Here is a 15,081-nt window from a genome sequence, read left to right as displayed (position 1 = left end):
TTATTTTTGATGCCACATTGCGCCACGGCGCACTGCAGCCTTCAGGATTTGCCCTTGCGCTGCAGGCTTTCCAGGGCATTGAGATCCACCTGCGACATGAAGCCCCGCAGATCCTTCACGCCCATGTTGTCGCCCTCAATGCTGACCACCAGGCCATTTTTCAGGATGGTCTTGAACTCGGCATGGCTGCCGTCCTTTTCATAGCGCTGGTGCAGGGTGCGGCCACCCTCCTGCCAGGTCTTCTCGGCGCTAGTTTGGTCTTCTTTTTCGCCCTGGGCCATGCCCATGGCCATGACCGCCATCTGCCCCAGGCCGCCGATGTCCACGATCTCCAGGCGCACCTGCTTGTCATCGCTGCCGTACTGCGCACTGGCCTGGCTGATGGGCAGGCCCAGGGCGGCACCGTCCTGCACATCAAAGCCCGTGCGCGGCAGGCCAGCGAGCTTCTCGGGCAGTGCCGCCTTGAGCGACTGCGCCGCAATGGCCTGGCCACCCCCCAGCGCACCTGCGGCGGCCTTGGCGGCATCACCAGCAGCAGCGGCAATGGCGGCGGGGTCCTGGCTCTTTTGCGCTTCTTCCATCTTGTGGGCGGCCTCTTCCATCTTCTTGCCTGCGGCCTCCAGGCCGGCGGTGTCGATGGACACCTTGCCGCCCGGCGTATTCATCGTGATGGCGGGCGCGTCGGCCCCGCCAAACATCGCTCCGCCACGGGGCAGAAAGAGCGCACTGACGGCGCCGATGACCACCCCCATCACAATGGCCGCGATGATGACCACCACGGTGTAGACCACCGACTTGTCGGGGGCGTTTTTCATGAGCACCGGCAGGCCGGTGTAGAGCAGGTAGATGGAGTACAAAGCCGCCAGCAGGCCCAGCATGGATAGTGCAGGCAGCAGGCTGAACACCCCGCCCAGCATGGCCGCCGTGCTGGCATACACCGCCACCTTCAGGGCCTGGATGGAGTTTTTCTGGCCGCCAAAGGTGGAGGCCAGCGCATCGATGATGAGCCCGAGCACGAAGATGCCCACGAGGCTGAGCACATACGACACCACCATGTTCACCAGCCCCGAGACAAAGGGCACGCGGATGGTGACGCCAAAGCCCCCAAAACCGATCAGCGACATGCCAATGAAACCGCAGACTGCCGGAATGGCGGCCAAAATCATGGCGTAGCGGGTGTACAGAGTGGCGGCGTCGGTGCTCTCGGCCTCAATGGTGACCCAGGTGTCCTTGGGTTGCAGAAGAATGCTCTTGGCGCGCTCAATCAGGTTCATGGTGCCCTCCCGGCAGTGTGGGTGAGCCTGCCCACGCATTTGCAAGCGCTTGCAGGCGAAAGACGCGGACGATACGAGAAATTGCGTGCAATAGAGATCGGATGTGCAGACCGCGCGGCTGCAAACGTGGAATATGCACGCTTTTGCCCACGGAAACCACCCCTGCCCCCAGAGCGCCAGCTCAGGCTTTGCGCAACTGATCAACCGTATCGTGCAGGTGCTGCGTCCAGGTACGGCGGTCGCGCTCGCCCGCCAGCTCGGGGGGGCCGTAATGCACCACAGCCTCGATGGGCGGGGCGCACAGCGTGCGCCAGATGGAGCCCACCAGGGTTTCGTCGCCGATGTAGCTGGGCGCAAAACTGGTGACACCCGTGGCCTTGTCGGCAAAACGCAGGCCCACGGGCTGCACCGGAGCCTGCGCCACCACAGCGGCTTGCAGCAAATTGGCGTGAAAAGGCAGCATCTCGCGCCCATCGCCCGTGGTTCCCTCAGGGAACACGGCCAGCACCTCACCCCGCTCCAGCGCCTCCTGCATCGACCGGACCATGCGCAGCGCATCACGGCGCGAGCTGCGCTCGATGTAGAGCGTGCCTGCGGCCGTGGCCAGGGTACCGATCAGCGGCCAGCCCTGTACGTCGGACTTGGAGACAAAGCGGCAATGCCGCGCCGCGTGCATCACCGGGATATCAAGCCACGAGATGTGGTTGGCCACCAGCATCACCGGGCCGGTGAGCGGGGGCTGACCCAAGATGCGCAGGCTGATGCCAAGGTGCGCCAGCAGTTGCAGCGACCACACCTGCACCCGGGCATGCTGCTGGTCCGGCGAGAGCGCTGGAAAACGCAACGCCACGATGGCGAGCCCTTTGACAATGTGGCCCAGCAGGCGCAGCAGGCGCCAGCAGGCACGCAAAGACTTCACCGCAGGGCCTCGCAGCGTCGCACTACCTCAACCCCGGTCAAAAGCCACCTGGCCACCGACGAGGGTCATGCGCACACAGCCAGGCAGTTCGTAGCCCGAGAACGGGGTGTGTTTGCCCTGGCTGCGCAATGCGTCGTCCTGCACCGTCCACGCCGCCTGCGGGTCAAAGATGCACAGGTCGCCCACGCCACCTTCCACGATCTGGCCGACGCTGGCCTGCAGTGTGCCCAGGGCGCTGCCGAGCACGCGCGCGGGTTCGGACGTGACGGTGGCGAGCGCACGCTGCAGGGGCACACCGCTGTCCTGCGACCACTTGAGCGCGAGCGACAGCAGCAGCTCCAGCCCCGTAGCGCCAGGCTCGGCCTCGGCAAACGGCAGGGTCTTGGCATCTTCATCCACGGGCGTGTGGTCGGACACCAGGGCGTCGATGGTGCCGTCGGCCAGCGCGGCGTTGAGTGCGTCGCGGTCGCGCTGCTGGCGCAGCGGGGGCGACAGGCGCGCACGGCTGTCGAAGAAGCCGATGTCCACGTCAGTGAGGTGCAGCGAGTTGATGCTGACATCGGCCGTCACCTTCAGGCCCTCGGCCTTGGCGCGGCGCAGCAACTCAACACCGGCAGCGCTGCTGATGCGGCACAGGTGCACACGGGCGCCGGTGGTCTTGAGCAGTTCAAAAATGGTGTGCAGCGCAATGGTCTCGGCCGCCACGGGCACGCCCGACAGGCCCAGGCGCGTGGCCAGCGGGCCGCTGGCAGCCACGCCCTTGCCCAGGTGCATCTCTTGCGGGCGCAACCACACCGTGTAGCCAAAGGTGGCGGCGTACTGCAGCGCACGCTGCAGCACCTGGGTGCTGGCCAGCGGCACCTCGGCCTGGCCAAAGCCCACGCAGCCGGATTCGGTCAGCTCGGCCATCTCGGTCAGCACCTCGCCGGCCAAGTTGCGCGTGAGGGCCCCCAGAGGGAACAGACGCGCCTGGTGCAGCTTTTCGGCGCGGAACTTGAGCATCTCGACCAGGCCGGGCTCGTCGAGCACGGGGTCGGTGTCAGGCGGGCAGACCAGGCTGGTCACGCCACCGGCCACGGCGGCGGCCATTTCGGATTCGAGCATGCCTTCGTGTTCGTGGCCGGGCTCGCGCAGGCGCGCCGCCAGGTCCACTAGGCCGGGCAACACGATGCAGCCAGCAGCATTGATGGTGCGGTTGGGCGCAAAGTCGGGGGGCACGCGGTTGACGCTCACGATGCGGCCTGCCGCCAGCGCGATGTCGCAGGTCTGGTCAAGCCCCGAAGCGGGATCGATCACACGGCCGTTCTGGATCAGTATCTTCATGATTTCAAGCCAAATTGGCTGCTAGCGCTTACTGAATAAGCGCTAGCAGCTATGAAAACAGGAGTATTCATTCCAAGCGTCATGCTTCGTTACCAGCAACGATGGACATGACAGCCATACGGACCGCAATACCGAAAGTCACCTGCGGCAGGATCACGCTCTGCTTGCCATCGACCACGGCGGAGTCGATCTCCACGCCCCGGTTGATGGGGCCGGGGTGCATGACGATGGCGTCGGGCTTGGCCAGTTGCAGCTTCTCCTGCGTGAGGCCGAAGCTCTTGAAATACTCCTGGCTCGACGGCAGCAGGGCACCGCTCATGCGCTCGTTCTGCAAGCGCAGCATGATGACCACGTCGGCATCCTTGATGCCTTCTTCGAGCGTGTGGCACACGCGCACACCCATTTGCGCCATGTCGCTGGGCACCAGCGTGCGCGGGCCCACCACGCGCACTTCGGCGCAGCCCAGCGTGGTGAGGCCGTGGATGTCAGAACGCGCCACGCGCGAGTGCAGCACGTCGCCCACGATGGCCACAGTGAGGTTGCTGAAGTCCTTCTTGTAGTGGCGGATGGTGTACATGTCCAGCAGCCCCTGCGTGGGGTGGGCGTGGCGGCCATCGCCTGCGTTGATCACGTGCACATGGGGCGCCACGTGCTGGGCAATGAGGTACGGCGCGCCGGATTCGCTGTGCCGCACCACGAACAAATCCGCCGCCATGGCCGACAGGTTGGCGATGGTGTCGAGCAGCGATTCGCCTTTGCTGGCCGAGCTGCGCGCGATGTCGAGGTTGAGCACGTCGGCCGACAGGCGCTTGGCCGCGATCTCGAAGGTGGTGCGGGTGCGCGTGCTGTTCTCGAAAAACAGGTTGAACACGCTCTTGCCGCGCAGGAGGGGCACCTTCTTCACTTCGCGGTCGTTCACGCTCACGAAGTTGGCCGCCGTGTCGAGGATGTGCGTGACGATGTCGCGCGGCAGGCCTTCGATGGACAGCAGGTGGATGAGTTCGCCGTTGCCGTTGAGTTGGGGGTTGCGCTTGTGCAGCACGGTCAGGCCTCTTTGACTTGGAATTGGAAGATGCCGCTGTCGTCACGCGCCAGGGCCAGCGACTGGGCGGCAGGCAGGGCCACACGCGCGGCGGCAAAGTCGGCCTGCACGGGCAGCTCGCGCCCGCCCCGGTCCACCAGCACGGCCAGGCGCACGCTGGCGGGGCGGCCGTAGTCGAACAGCTCGTTGAGCACGGCGCGGATGGTGCGGCCGGTGTAGAGCACGTCGTCGAGCACTAGCACATCGGCACCGTTCACATCAAACGGCAGCGCCGTCTGCGCGCTGGCCGACAGACCGCGCTGGGCGAAGTCGTCGCGGTGCATCACCGACGAGAGCACACCGGCGGGGCCTTCGAGGCCCAGGTCTTTTTGCAGGCGCTCGGCCAGCCAGGCACCGCCCGAGGCAATGCCCGCCAGGCGCGTGGTGGGGGTCAGCATGCTGCGCACTCCGCGCAGCAGTTCGCGGTACAGCGCCTCGGCATCAAGCACCAGGCTGCCGGACACTCCGGGGGAGGGGGTGGTCATGGGAGATTCCTCAAAAACTGTTCCAGGATGATGCAGGCCGAAGCGGCGTCGGCATCCTTGGCGCCACCTGCGATGGCTTCGGTGGTGCTGTAACGCTCGTCCACCTCGAACACCTGCAAACCAAAGCGGCCGCGCAGCTGGCGGCCGAACTTGAGCGCGCGCTCGGTGTTCTCATGGCTCGCGCCATCAGGGTGGTAGGGCACGCCGATCACGATGGCGTCGGGCTGCCACTCCTTGATGCGCTGCGCCACCTGCACAAAACGGGCGTCGCCCTCGGCCTTGATGGTGGCCTGCGGCGTGGCGCTGCGCAACATGCGGTTGCCCGTGGCGACCCCCGTGCGCTTGAGGCCAAAATCGAAAGCAAGAAAGGTCTGGAAATGCGCAGGAACGGCGGGCTGAACGGGCAGGCCGGTCATGCGTGCCCCGCCTCGGGCGACAACATCCAGGCCTTGAGGCCCAGCAGCGAAAGGGCCCGGTCGTAGCGCTCGGGCACAGGGGTGTCGAAGATCACGGACAGATCGGCCGCCACGGTGAGCCAGGCGTTCTCGGCCAGCTCCGATTCAAGCTGGCCCTCACCCCAGGACGAATACCCCAGCGTGATGAGCACGCGGCGCGGGCCTGCGCCCGTGGACAGCGCTTCGAGCACGTCCTTGGAGGTGGTCATCTCCAGCCCGCCGGGGATGGTCATGGTGGAGGCATATGCCGATTCATCGGTTTCTGCCTTGTCCATGAGCATGGGCTCATGCAACACAAAACCGCGCTCGGTCTGCACCGGGCCGCCTTGGAAAACAGGTTCCTGGGTGAGATCTTCGCGCCGCAGGGACAGGTCTACCTTGTCAAAAAGGCCTTTGAGGGTGATGTCAGAAGGCTTGTTGATGATGAGGCCGAGTGCACCGCGTTCGCTGTGCTCGCACAGGTAAACGACGCTGCGCGAGAAAGACTCATCTTCCAGACCGGGCATCGCAATCAGGAAGTGATGCGTCAGGTTGATGGGCGCAGAATCGAAAGACATTCGGCAATTTTAACGGTGAACATGGCCCCCTCCTCCGAGCCCTCGTACCCCAGCGGTCTGGTCTGGTTCCGCCGCGACCTGCGCGCGAACGATCAGGCCGCTCTTTACCGCGCACTGACTCAATGCCAGGAGGTGCACTGCGCCTTTGTTTTTGACCGCGAGATCATCGACGCCCTGCCCCGGGCTGACCGGCGGGTGGAGTTCATCCGCGAGTCGCTCGTGGAGCTGGATGAAACGCTGCGAACGCTTTCCGGGCATGAACAGGGTGGCCTCATCGTGCTGCATGCAGTGGCCAGTGATGCCATTCCAGAACTGGCCAACGCCCTGGGCGTGCAGGCCGTGTTTGCCAACCACGATGACGAGCCCCAGGCCCTGGAACGCGACCGACTGGTGCGCACACGGTTGGCCGCTGCCGGAAGGGCATTTCACACCTTCAAGGACCACACCATTCTGGAACGCAGCGAGGTGCTGACGCAGACCGGCAATCCGTACAGCGTGTTCACACCGTACAAGAACGCCTGGCTCAAGAAGGTGGATGCGTTTCAACTCACCGGCTACCCCGTGGAGCGCCATGCACACCGGTTGGCACCGCGCCCGCAGGCGCACTGCCAGGCGGTGCCCACCCTGGCACGCCTGGGTTTTGAGGCCACGGCCCTATCGCAGCTCAATCTGCCCACGGGCGCCAGCGGCGCGCAGCGGCTGTTCAACGACTTCCTGGGCCGCATCGAGCGGTACGAGGACACGCGCAACTTTCCAGCTGTCAAAGGGCCCAGTTACCTCAGCGTGCACCTGCGTTTTGGCACCATCTCGCCGCGCCTGCTGGCACGCACCGCGCACGGGCTGATGCTGCAAGGCAACCCAGGCGCCGCCACCTGGCTCAGCGAGCTGATCTGGCGGGACTTCTACTTTCAGATCCTGCACCACCATCCCCATGTGGTGGGCCACAGTTTCAAGCCCGCGTATGACGCGATCCAGTGGGAATCAGGCCCCGAGGCCAACACCCTGTTTGCCGCCTGGTGTGAGGGGCGCACGGGCTACCCGCTGGTGGATGCGGCCATGGCGCAGATCAACCAGACGGGCTACATGCACAACCGCTTGCGCATGGTGGTGGCGAGCTTCCTGGTCAAGGATCTGGGCATCGACTGGCGCTGGGGCGAAGCCTACTTCGCCACGCACCTCAATGACTTCGATCTGGCCGCCAACAACGGTGGCTGGCAGTGGGCCAGCTCCAGCGGGTGCGATGCCCAGCCCTATTTCCGCATCTTCAACCCCGTGAGCCAGAGTGAAAAGTTCGACCCCGAGGGTAAGTTCATCCGCCGCTATCTGCCGCAGCTGGCGAGTTTGCCTACCAAGGCGTTGCACGCGCCCTGGCTGGCGCGCCCGCTGGAGTTGCAGGATGCGGGAGTGCGGCTGGGGGATACCTACCCGCTGCCGGTGGTGGAGCACGACGCAGCGCGGCACCGCACCCTGGAGCGGTATGCGGTCGTAAAGTCTGCTGCGGTCTGATCCCCGCACTCACCGGCGGGTGGCAGGCGGTGGAACGCTGTCGGGCCCAGCGGGCTCATCCGGGCTCATCTGCATGCCCTCGCCCCCCAGCGGCGCCCCCGCCGCCAGCCGAAGGCGCAGCCGCACATCGGTGCGGTTATCGGCATTGGCAATCGCTTCTTCGGGCGATATGGCACCGGACTCGACCATGGCCAGCAAGGATTGGTCGAAGCTCCACATGCCTTGCTCTGCGCTGCGGGTAATGGCGGTCTTGAGTTCGTCGATCTGCCCCTTCTGGATCAGCTCGGCCACATAGGGCGTGAGCAGCATGATTTCGGTGGCAGGCACCAGGCCACCCGCCAGCCCCGCCACCAGGCGCTGCGCTACGACAGCGCGCAGGTTGAGGGACAGGTCCATGAGCAATTGGCGGTGGGCGTCTTCGGGGAAGAAATTCACAATGCGCTGCACCGCCTGGTTCGCATTGTTGGCATGCAGTGTGGAAACACACAGGTGGCCGGACTCGGCATAGTGCAGCGCGTGCTGCATGGTGGCCCGGTCGCGGATTTCACCAATCATGATCACGTTCGGCGCTTCCCGCATCGCGCGACGCAGGGCCTCGTCATAGGACAGCGTATCGAGCCCCACCTCGCGCTGTGTCACGAGTGACTTCTTGTGGGTATGAAGGTATTCGATGGGGTCTTCCACCGTCAGGATATGCCCGCCCGTGTGGGCATTGCGGTGGTCCAGCAGCGCGGCCAATGTGGTGGTCTTGCCAGAACCCGCCGACCCTACCGTGAGTACCAGCCCCCCTTTGAGAAACGCCAGTTGCTGGAGCACTGGCGGAAGGCCGAGCGCCGCCAGGCTGGGGATCTGGGCAATAACATGGCGGATCACCATGCCTACCTGCCCACGCTGCCGGTGCACATTCACACGAAACCGCTCGCCCTCCGGGGTCTGCAAGGACAGGTCGCACTCCATGGTGGCATCGAACTCCTGCCGCTGCGTTTCGCGGAGGATGGAATACGCCATCTGCCTGACATCGTCGGCGGACAGCTGCTGCTGCCCCATGGCCACAAACACGCCCTGCCGCTTGAGCGTGGGTGGCGCACCCGCCATGATGAATAGATCAGACGCCCTTTCCCGCACCACCACAGCCAGACAAGCCAGGAGGCGAGGGTCCGGAGAAGGTACAGTTGCCATCGGCTCCATCAGGACAGCCTCCAAAGGAAAGCCGCCGTGGCCAAGGCCCGCACCAACAGGCATATTGGCAGGCCACAGGCCCGCCGGTTCAAGGCAGACCTGTGGTGCACATGCATGCTGTCTAGGCCTCTGCGGTTGCCGCGATGCGGGCGTAGTGCTGAATGAGGCTCAGCAGTTCTTCGTCGGAGTAAGGCTTGCCCAGGTAATGGTTAACGCCCAGCTCCATCGCATGCTCGCGGTGCTTTTCAGCGATGCGCGACGTGATCATGATGATGGGCAGGTCACGCAGCGCACCGTCTGCACGGATGTTCCGCGCCAGGTCGAACCCGTCCATGCGAGGCATTTCGATGTCGGACAGCACAACGGTGGGGCGCTCTTCCTGCAGACGCTCCAGCGCTTGCAAGCCATCGGCCGCGAGCGCCACACGATAGCCTTCGCGCTGCAGCAAACGCTGCGTGACCCGGCGCACCGTGATCGAATCGTCCACCACCAAAACCAGGGGCACCTGGCTGGGGCCCGCCAATTGGGGCGAGACGACCGACTTGCCCGCACCCGAAGAGCCATCGGCCTCTAGCACTGAAGGCAGACCGGCGCTGGCGGCACGCACCTGGTCGCCATACACCGTCGCCAGCGCCACGGGGTTGTAGATCAGCACCACAGCACCCGACGCCAGCACCGACATGCCGGCCAAGCCGGGCAAACGGGACAGTTGCGGACCCAGGTTCTTCACCACGACTTCCTGGTTGCCCAGAACTTCGTCCACGTGCATGGCGATGCGCTGCGATGCGCTGCGGAAGATCACCACAGGGCGCGTCTTTCCAGCAGGCTCGTTGCTGCGGGAAGAAGCCTGCAGGAGCGCTCCAGCCCAGAAGAAAGGCAGTTGCTCCATGCCGTCATCAAAATGGCCCGTGCGGTATGCAACCTCCAGGTCTGCCGCAGACGTGCGCCGAACGATCTCGACCACGTTGGCCGGCACGCCGATCGCGAGGTCACCCGCGCGCAGCATCACCACCTGCGTCACCGCCGTGGTCAAGGGAAGGACCATGCGGAAGGCCGCGCCCTTGCCAGCTTCTGTCGAGGTCTCGATCCGACCGCCCAGCGCATTGATCTCGGCACGCACCACGTCCATGCCAATACCACGCCCTGCCAAGCCGGTCACCTCGGAAGCCGTGGAGAACCCGGGCATGAAAATCAGGTTGGCAGCTTCGGCATCGCTCAACTCGGTATCGGGCGCCACAATGCCCTGCGCCAACGCCTTTTCACGGATACGGGGCAGGTTCAGTCCGGCACCGTCATCCCGGAACTCCACCGACACGTCGTTGCCTTCGTGGTGCAACTCCACAGTGATCGTGCCCGATGCAGGCTTGCCTGCGGCCGTGCGCACCTGCGGATCTTCAATGCCATGGGCCACGCAGTTGCGCAACAGATGCTCGAACGCGGGGGTCATGCGGTCCAGCACACCACGGTCCATCTCAATGGAGCCGCCGGTGATGTCGAGCTTGATCTGCTTGTTGGTTTCCTTGGAGGCCTGGCGCACCACGGCATACAGACGTTCAGCAATGCCTTCGAACTCCACCATACGGGTGCGCAGCAAGTCGCGCTGCAGCTCCCGCGCCTGGCGGCCTTGGGCAATCAGGTCGTCTTCCGCACCTTCCATCGCGCGCTGCAGGTTGCGCTGCACGGTGGCCACGTCGTTCACCGACTCGGCCATCATGCGTGTGAGCTCCTGCACACGGGTAAAGCGGTCAAACTCCAGCGGATCAAAGCCCGCCGCCGAGTCCTTCGACAGGGCCAGGCGAGACTGCATCTGCGACTCAGCTTGCAGCTCGATGTCCCGCAATTGCTGGCGCAGACGGTCCAAATTGCCCGACAGGTCAGTCAGCGAGCTGCGGAACTGACCCAGACGCACATCCAGGCGCGAGCGGCTGATCATCACCTCACCCGCCTGATTGACCAACCGGTCCAGCAACTGGGCACGCACCCGCACCGACTGGTTAGCAGCAACACGCAAAGGCGCGAGCTGCGAAGGACCAGGCAGGCGCACCGCCGGAGCAGAGGACACGGCAGACGCGGGTGCTGCTGCTGGCACTGGAGCTGATGGGGCCTCGGAGGCTTCAGGCTGGCTGCGCGGTGTTTCAACGGGCAGAGAAACCACCGTATCGGCGGGCCCCTGGCCAATCGCACGCAGCGCATCAAAGTTCGCCTGGATGCCGTCAAAACTACCCTGCAAAGGCTCGATTTGATCGGATGTCACCGTCTCAGCGTCAAGCTGCTCGATGGCGGATTCCAGCCGGTGGGCCATCTCACCAAGGCGCATGGCACCTGCCAAGCGCGAACTTCCCTTGAGGGTGTGCAACGCACGCAGCACTTCACTGCGGGCACCAAGGTTGTCGGGGCGCGAGGCCCATTGGCGCAGCGCACCACCAAGCTGTGGCAGTAGCTCAGCAGCCTCTTCCTCAAAGATCGGGAACAGATCCGGGTCGATAACGTCAATCGCATCGATATCGTCGTCCACATCCGAGCCGAGCGCCACAGCATGGGCGATTGCGTCATCAATATGCTGATCGTGGTCGTGGATGACGGCCGACAAAGCAGGGGCCACATGCCCTTTGGGGCCCACAACAGCCGCAGGCTCCGGCATGGCTTGAAGGTCCGGCTCGGGTTCGGCAGGTGGCAGTGGCTGCGCCACTTCTGCTTCCACCGGAGCAGTCTGGTCCTGCACCGACAACAACTCGTCTGCAGCCTCCTCTTCAGGCGGTGACAAGGTGTTGTCCACCTCGGTTTGCAGGATCTGGCGCAGCTGCTCCAGCACCTCCTGACTTGGTTCCTTGAGGAAACCTGCCGCAAACTGGTGCAGCAAACGACGGATGTCTTCCGCCGCTGCCATGAAGGCCTGGGCCTGCTCCTGTGTGCCGCCAGACTGCAGCGTCACGTGTTGAAGCGCGTGTTCGAGCACCCTGGCCATCTCTGACAGGGCATTGAACCCCACCGTGGCCGAGCTGCCCGCCAACGAGTGCGCCAATGCCACGGCCATATCGGGCAGAGGTTCGTGCAGCTCCAGCGACCATTCCTGCAGGCAGGTCACCAATCGGCGCGACCACTCGTCGGCCTCGTTCAGATAAACGTTATAGAGCGGGATGCCAATGCGCAGGGTGTCAATGACCTTCACCGCTTCATCGCTGGCGCTGTCTTCCGGCTCCTGCGGCACGGCCTCGATGGCCTGCGGCACTTCAGAGGCAGCCTCTAAGGCCACAGTCTCTGCTGCTTCTATGACTTCGGCGGGTACATCCTGACCCACAGATTCCGACCCATCGGCACCCGACAGCTGATGCTCGGGCCCTGTCTCGCTCGGCACTTCATGGGATTCGATGTCATCGAGCGACTCGACAGGCAGAACAAAGGCCTCATCCACTGCAGGTTCGTCGGGCACCACGGGTGCCTGCGAAAGAGCCTCCACCTCGGGAGCGGTCGCGACAGGTTCCAGGTCTGGGAGTTCGAGATCCAGAACAAAGTCGACACTGGAGGGGGCGATAGCTTCAGGAGCAGCAGGCGCCTCATTGAGCGCAGCGGCGAACACGGAGAAATCGATCTCCTCGGCCACCTCGGGGGCTGGAGCGATTGCCTCTGCCGGCAGTTCGGGCACATGGTCGAAAATTTCGGTGGCTTCGAAGTCCGGCATCGCCAGCTCTTCTTCCACGACCTTCGGAACTTCTGCAACCGTTGGCGCGGGCACCTCAGGAGGCAGGTCATCCAGCACAGCCACCTCAGGCTCAAGTGCCACTTCAGCCAGGACCGGGGCTTCTCCGTCGGCAGACGGCACCACCAGTGGCAACAGGGTTCCATCCAGGCGCATGGCATCCGCAGATTGCCGGAACGCGTCCGGTTGCCAGCCAGAGGCTTGGCCCGCCGCAATGTCGTCCGCCCAGCGGCTGAAGGCCCGCAACGCGTCGGAAGAAAGCTGCAGCAAACCAGGGTGCATGGGCTTTTGCTCAGCCAGCCAGGCATTGAGCAACTGCTCCATCGACCAGGCGGCCTCACCAAAATCGTTCAGCCCCACCATCCGCGAACTGCCCTTGAGCGTGTGAAAGGCACGCCGCAGCGTGGTCTGCTCACTCAGGTTGCCCGGATCGTCCTTCAGCACCTCGATCGCAGCCAGACCATTGACTACCACCTCGCGCGCCTCTTCCAGGAAGACCTCCAGCAATTCGTCCTCGACTTCAGGCACCTGCGCAGGGGCTGGTGCGGGCGCTGCCGCAGCCAGGGGCAAGGGCGCCGGCTCGCTGCCCGCCACAGCGGGCAGATCGAACGAAATATCAGGGGCAAGCGAATCCGCCTCTACGGGAGCCAATGGCTCAGCGGCGGTCGCTGCGGGAATGTCCGGCAACGAAGGCAGCGAACCGAAATCGGTCGGCTCGCTGAGCGGCTCCTGCACAGGAAAACGCGGCACCACGTCAGGCAGGGGAACGGCCGACCGCTCCTCCAGCTTGGCAGGAGTCTCTTCCAAAGCATCCGAGGCACGCGGCCGACTCTTGCCCGTGAGAATGCGCAACTCGCCCAGTTCCTCGTCATACACAAACAGCTTGCGCGCCATGGTGCGCTGGTAGCTGAGCATGTCGATCAGGAAGCCCAGGGCGCCCAAGCTGTTGCCCAGTTTCTCGAACACGCCCTGGCGGTCCGACTCGGGGACTTCATTGATGAGCAAACGCTCCACCATGTCGCGCATGCGAACCACGGCGAGCGATGCCTGGTCCAGCCCCAGCACCGACAGCACGCCGCGCATTTGGGCAAGATGCCCCGGTACGGTTGCCAGGACTGCAGTGTCCTGCGGGCTGCGGAAGAACTGGTCCAGCGCCTTTTCCGCCTCGCCGAGCGTGGAGCGCAATTCGTCCACCACACTGCCCATGGTCTGGTTGTCGCTGACCCTGCGGTACAGCTCTTCCATCCATTGCTCGAGAGGTTCTGGCTCAGCGCCCGCCCCCACCGCATCCAGGCGCTCTGCCAGTCGGCCCGCGCGGATTTCCATCTGATTGCCGTCCGCATCCAGCTCTTCAAAGGCTGCTTGCAGATACAAGACCGAGGTGGCTACTTCCATGGCCAGCGCGGCCGAAGGAGGTTCACCCGAGCGGGTGGTGGATTCCAGCGCGCGGGTCAGCGCCTGAGCGAGGCTTTCGCTACCGGGGTGCAGCTTGCGCAGCGAGTCGCAGACCAGACTGAATTGGTCCGCCGCCGGCTTGAGCTTGTTGCGGTCGCCGCCCGCCAGGGCAGACCAGGTTTCCGTGGCAGCAGCTATTCGCTTGCGTGCCTGCGCCAGCATGGCAGGATCAAACCTGCCAAAACGGGCTGCTTCATAGTCCACCGGCTTGAACCGATCAAGGGCAAAAGCCTGCCGGACCGCCTGCAAAGACGGAGCCGCATTTTCGTTGGATTCGGCTGGCTTGGCCTGCGAACAGAAGAACAGCAGATCCTGAACCAAGCGGTCTGCAATCGTCGTGTCACCCTTGGCAAGGGTGGAGTACTGCATCAGCACGCGGGATGCCACACGCTTGACGTAGACGTCTGCAGGCAAAAGGCCGGAGCCGAAAGCCTCAAAAAAGCCTGCGCATATCTTCCAGAAAGCGCGGGACTGGCGGTCTTGCTGGGATGCCACAAATCCCAGGCAGGTATCCCGCAAACTCAACGAAGCCCTGAGATCGCCGGATTTGACGATTCTGAGAACTGCCGCATCCAGGCGAGCACGCGCCTCAGGCCCGTAGGGCAGCGGCGTGGCTGCAACAGCCCCCTCAGGCTCGCGAAACCGGCGTTCCACGGGCCACAGATCGGCCGGATGGACACGGTCTGCACCTGCCAGGGCCTGGGCATCGCGGTACTGGGGAAACAACGCGACAGGCGACGCTGCCTTGCCAGCCAGAACGGTTTCCAGGTATTCGATCAGCGCAAAGCTCGCACGCTCAATCACTGCGGCAGCATCGTCGCTGCAGGTCTCAGGCCGTTGAACGAACTTCTGGACTGCCGACTCCATGGCGCGCAGAACCAAAGCTGGAGGGCCCATGCCCACCATTTCCAGCGCACCACACGCTTGGTGCAACTGCTGGCGAGCGATGCGCAGTGGGCCTGCGTCCAGCGCTGCAAGATCCGACTCGCGTGCGGCTTCTGCATCTCGCACAAAACGGCGCATGGCCTTGACAGCGCCATCCAGAGATTTGCGCAGTTCGTCAAGCACCCACGCCAAAGGGCCCAGGTCCTGATCCCCCTGGGTCCCATCCGCGGCCGGTGCATTGTTGACATCAATAGATGACATGGAT

General features: G+C 64.3%; 10 protein-coding genes. 1 reads left to right on the top strand and 9 read right to left on the bottom strand.

Features of this window, described 5'->3' with window-relative positions; translation table 11 throughout:
- Positions 1-41 precede the first annotated feature (41 nt).
- The 7 genes from ACSQ22_RS19965 to ACSQ22_RS19935 all read right to left on the bottom strand — a co-directional run bounded on the left by ACSQ22_RS19965 (position 42) and on the right by ACSQ22_RS19935 (position 6,094).
- On the bottom strand, positions 42-1,274 hold the full coding sequence (locus tag ACSQ22_RS19965; protein WP_436131331.1) for a Yip1 family protein: 1,233 nt from the start codon (positions 1,272-1,274) through the stop codon (positions 42-44).
- A gap of 181 nt (positions 1,275-1,455) precedes the next feature.
- Positions 1,456-2,193, bottom strand: a complete 738-nt coding sequence (locus tag ACSQ22_RS19960) for a lysophospholipid acyltransferase family protein (RefSeq protein ID WP_436131330.1) — start codon at positions 2,191-2,193, stop codon at positions 1,456-1,458.
- A gap of 27 nt (positions 2,194-2,220) precedes the next feature.
- The gene (locus ACSQ22_RS19955; RefSeq protein ID WP_218301747.1) at positions 2,221-3,516 is read right to left on the bottom strand and encodes a dihydroorotase; all 1,296 of its coding nucleotides are present in this window, start codon (positions 3,514-3,516) and stop codon (positions 2,221-2,223) included.
- Between the two features lie 79 nt (positions 3,517-3,595).
- A complete protein-coding gene (locus tag ACSQ22_RS19950; RefSeq protein ID WP_008903259.1) occupies positions 3,596-4,558 on the bottom strand; it encodes an aspartate carbamoyltransferase catalytic subunit in 963 nt (320 codons plus the stop codon).
- Between the two features lie 2 nt (positions 4,559-4,560).
- On the bottom strand, positions 4,561-5,082 hold the full coding sequence (pyrR, locus tag ACSQ22_RS19945) for a bifunctional pyr operon transcriptional regulator/uracil phosphoribosyltransferase PyrR (protein ID WP_055393349.1): 522 nt from the start codon (positions 5,080-5,082) through the stop codon (positions 4,561-4,563).
- Entirely contained in the window at positions 5,079-5,498 is a 420-nt protein-coding gene (ruvX, locus tag ACSQ22_RS19940; protein WP_055393351.1) for a Holliday junction resolvase RuvX, read from the bottom strand. Before ruvX ends, pyrR begins: the two co-directional genes overlap by 4 nt.
- Positions 5,495-6,094, bottom strand: coding sequence for a YqgE/AlgH family protein (locus ACSQ22_RS19935; RefSeq protein WP_055393353.1), 600 nt, complete (start codon positions 6,092-6,094; stop codon positions 5,495-5,497). Before ACSQ22_RS19935 ends, ruvX begins: the two co-directional genes overlap by 4 nt.
- 21 nt (positions 6,095-6,115) lie before the next feature.
- Here ACSQ22_RS19935 and ACSQ22_RS19930 point away from each other — a divergent pair, with 21 nt between their 5' ends.
- A complete protein-coding gene (locus ACSQ22_RS19930) occupies positions 6,116-7,600 on the top strand; it encodes a cryptochrome/photolyase family protein (protein ID WP_218301746.1) in 1,485 nt (494 codons plus the stop codon).
- A gap of 9 nt (positions 7,601-7,609) precedes the next feature.
- Here the strand turns inward: ACSQ22_RS19930 and ACSQ22_RS19925 are convergent, their stop codons facing one another.
- Positions 7,610-8,788, bottom strand: coding sequence for a PilT/PilU family type 4a pilus ATPase (locus tag ACSQ22_RS19925; protein ID WP_436131329.1), 1,179 nt, complete (start codon positions 8,786-8,788; stop codon positions 7,610-7,612).
- Positions 8,789-8,900: 112 nt separating this feature from the next.
- Positions 8,901-15,077, bottom strand: coding sequence for an Hpt domain-containing protein (locus tag ACSQ22_RS19920; RefSeq protein ID WP_436131328.1), 6,177 nt, complete (start codon positions 15,075-15,077; stop codon positions 8,901-8,903).
- Positions 15,078-15,081 lie beyond the last annotated feature (4 nt).

Source organism: Acidovorax sp. LjRoot38 (genome assembly GCF_964252975.1).
In the GTDB taxonomy this organism is placed as follows: Bacteria; Pseudomonadota; Gammaproteobacteria; order Burkholderiales; family Burkholderiaceae_C; genus Acidovorax; species Acidovorax facilis.
This window is presented reverse-complemented; position numbering and strand designations above follow the sequence as displayed.